A 2,139-nucleotide genomic window follows, 5' to 3' on the forward strand; every position below is an offset into this window, starting at 1 on the left:
CAAACTTTGTTCTCGTTAATGGATTTAGAAACGGAACGTGACAAGGGGCAGTTAGACGTTAAGAAAGTGAAAGGTTTAGTCGAGGTCGATGACGTGACCTTTACCTATCAAGGTAAAGAAAAGCCCGCGTTAAACAACGTCAGTTTTACGATTCCACCCGGTAAAACGGTCGCCTTAGTTGGTCGTTCGGGCTCAGGTAAAAGTACCATCGCGAATCTGTTTACAAGATTCTACGATGTAGATTCAGGCTCGATAAAATTGGATGGGCATGACGTTCGCGATTACAAGCTGACCAACCTAAGGACTCATTTCGCATTGGTGTCCCAGAATGTGCATTTGTTTAACGACACGATCGCTAATAACATCTCATATGCTGCTGAAGAGCAGTACAGTCGAGATCAGATAGAACAGGCAGCTACATTGGCTCATGCGATGGAGTTCATCAATAATTTGGATGATGGTTTGGATACAATCATTGGTGAAAACGGCACGAGTCTTTCTGGTGGTCAGCGCCAACGTATCGCGATAGCGCGTGCGTTACTTAGAGATGCTCCAGTGCTTATATTGGATGAAGCCACATCAGCGCTAGATACCGAATCAGAACGCGCCATTCAGGCGGCCCTTGAGGAGTTACAAAAAGATAAAACGGTTCTCGTCATCGCGCACCGTTTATCAACAATTGAAGAAGCGGACGAGATTTTGGTTGTGGACGAGGGCGAAATCATTGAACGTGGACCCCATAAAGCATTATTGGCCCAAGATGGTGCTTATGCACAACTGCACCGAATTCAGTTTGGTGAGTAACCAGTGATTGAGAAGATCTGGTTCAATAACCATCCGTTAAAATATTTGCTTTGGCCAGTATTATGGCCATTAAGCCAGTTATTTCTATACATAAGCACTAAGCGCCGATGTGCGTTTTCCGATGGTCGTAAAAAAAGCTATCGCGCGCCTGTTCCTATTGTGGTGGTTGGGAATATTACCGCGGGTGGTAACGGGAAAACTCCTGTGGTCATTTGGCTGGTTGAAAAACTTAAGCAGCAAGGCTTTAAACCGGGTGTGGTGTCCAGAGGGTACGGAGCGAAAGCTCCCAATTATCCATTGATTGTTGAAAGCTCAACGCCGACGGCTCATTGTGGTGATGAACCCAAGTTAATCAAACAAAGAACCCATGTGCCTGTTGCTGTGTCGCCAGTACGTTCGGAAGCGGTAAAAGCTTTGCTTCCCAAAGGGGTAGATATCATCATTACCGACGATGGACTACAACACTACGCGCTTGAGCGAGATATTGAGTTTGTCATTGTTGATGGCATCAGGCGTTTTGGCAATGAACAGCTGATCCCATTAGGGCCATTGAGAGAAAAAACCGCTCGCTTAGAGGAGGTCGACTTTGTCATTGCTAATGGTGGCGAGCCTAAAAACAGTGAAATTGGCATGACGTTGGTGCCATCCGAAGCCATTAACTTGGTCACCGGAGAGCGTGCCTGCGTGAGTACATTAGAAAAGCTCGTGGCATTTGCTGGGATAGGTCATCCACCTAGATTTTTTAATACATTAAAACAACTTGATGCAAAGCTAATAAAGACCCAAGGGTTTGCTGATCATCAAGCGTATCAACAACAAGAGTTAAATACGCTAAGTCAATATGGTTCAAACTTGATCATGACAGAGAAAGATGCCGTCAAGTGTCGAGATTTTGCCACTGAAACATGGTGGTATTTACCTGTTTCTGCTGAGTTTGAAATGGGTAACGAACAGCGCATTATGGAAAAAATAAAAGAGGTAATGGAACAATATGGATCATCGTCTATTTGAGATTGTCGCTTGCCCTGTGTGTAAGGGAAAGCTCACGTTTGATAAAGAAAACCAAGAACTTATTTGTAAGCTAGACCGATTAGCTTACCCAGTTAAAGAAGGTATTCCTGTTTTAATCGAACCTGAAGCTCGTACTATTTCAGCAGAAGAGGGACGTTAATGTCATTTACGGTTGTCATTCCGGCACGATTTCAGTCTAGCCGTCTTCCTGGTAAACCTTTGGCTGATATTGCAGGGAAGCCTATGATTCAATGGGTCTATGAGCAAGCCATTCAAGCAGGTGCAGAGCAGGTTATCATAGCGACGGATGACCGTCGTGTAGAG

Annotated in this window: 4 protein-coding genes; all 4 read left to right on the forward strand. The window is 44.8% G+C overall.

The genetic code is table 11. From position 1 onward, the window contains the following. A partial coding sequence (locus tag ACP45E_RS16045; RefSeq protein ID WP_141707368.1) for an ATP-binding cassette domain-containing protein occupies positions 1–804 on the forward strand: 804 nt, incomplete at its 5' end. A 3-nt stretch (positions 805–807) separates the two neighbouring features. Next, positions 808–1,815 carry a tetraacyldisaccharide 4'-kinase gene (lpxK, locus tag ACP45E_RS16050; protein WP_017037026.1) on the forward strand — a complete coding sequence of 336 codons (1,008 nt, stop codon included), beginning with the start codon at positions 808–810 and terminating at the stop codon, positions 1,813–1,815. Then, positions 1,796–1,975, forward strand: a complete 180-nt coding sequence (locus ACP45E_RS16055) for a Trm112 family protein (protein WP_017033838.1) — start codon at positions 1,796–1,798, stop codon at positions 1,973–1,975. Before lpxK ends, ACP45E_RS16055 begins: the two co-directional genes overlap by 20 nt. After that, positions 1,975–2,139 (forward strand): cytidylyltransferase domain-containing protein (locus tag ACP45E_RS16060; protein WP_426511446.1); only part of this gene is annotated, 165 nt, incomplete at its 3' end. The genes ACP45E_RS16055 and ACP45E_RS16060, both read left to right, overlap by 1 nt.

This window comes from Vibrio genomosp. F10 str. 9ZD137 (genome assembly GCF_049974785.1).
In the GTDB taxonomy this organism is placed as follows: Bacteria; Pseudomonadota; Gammaproteobacteria; order Enterobacterales; family Vibrionaceae; genus Vibrio.

What these genes read in the sequence shown, in the direction of transcription:
- ACP45E_RS16055 (WP_017033838.1), top strand. Translation starts at nt 1,796, where the DNA reads ATGGATCATCGTCTATTTGAGATTGTCGCTTGCCCTGTGTGTAAGGGA.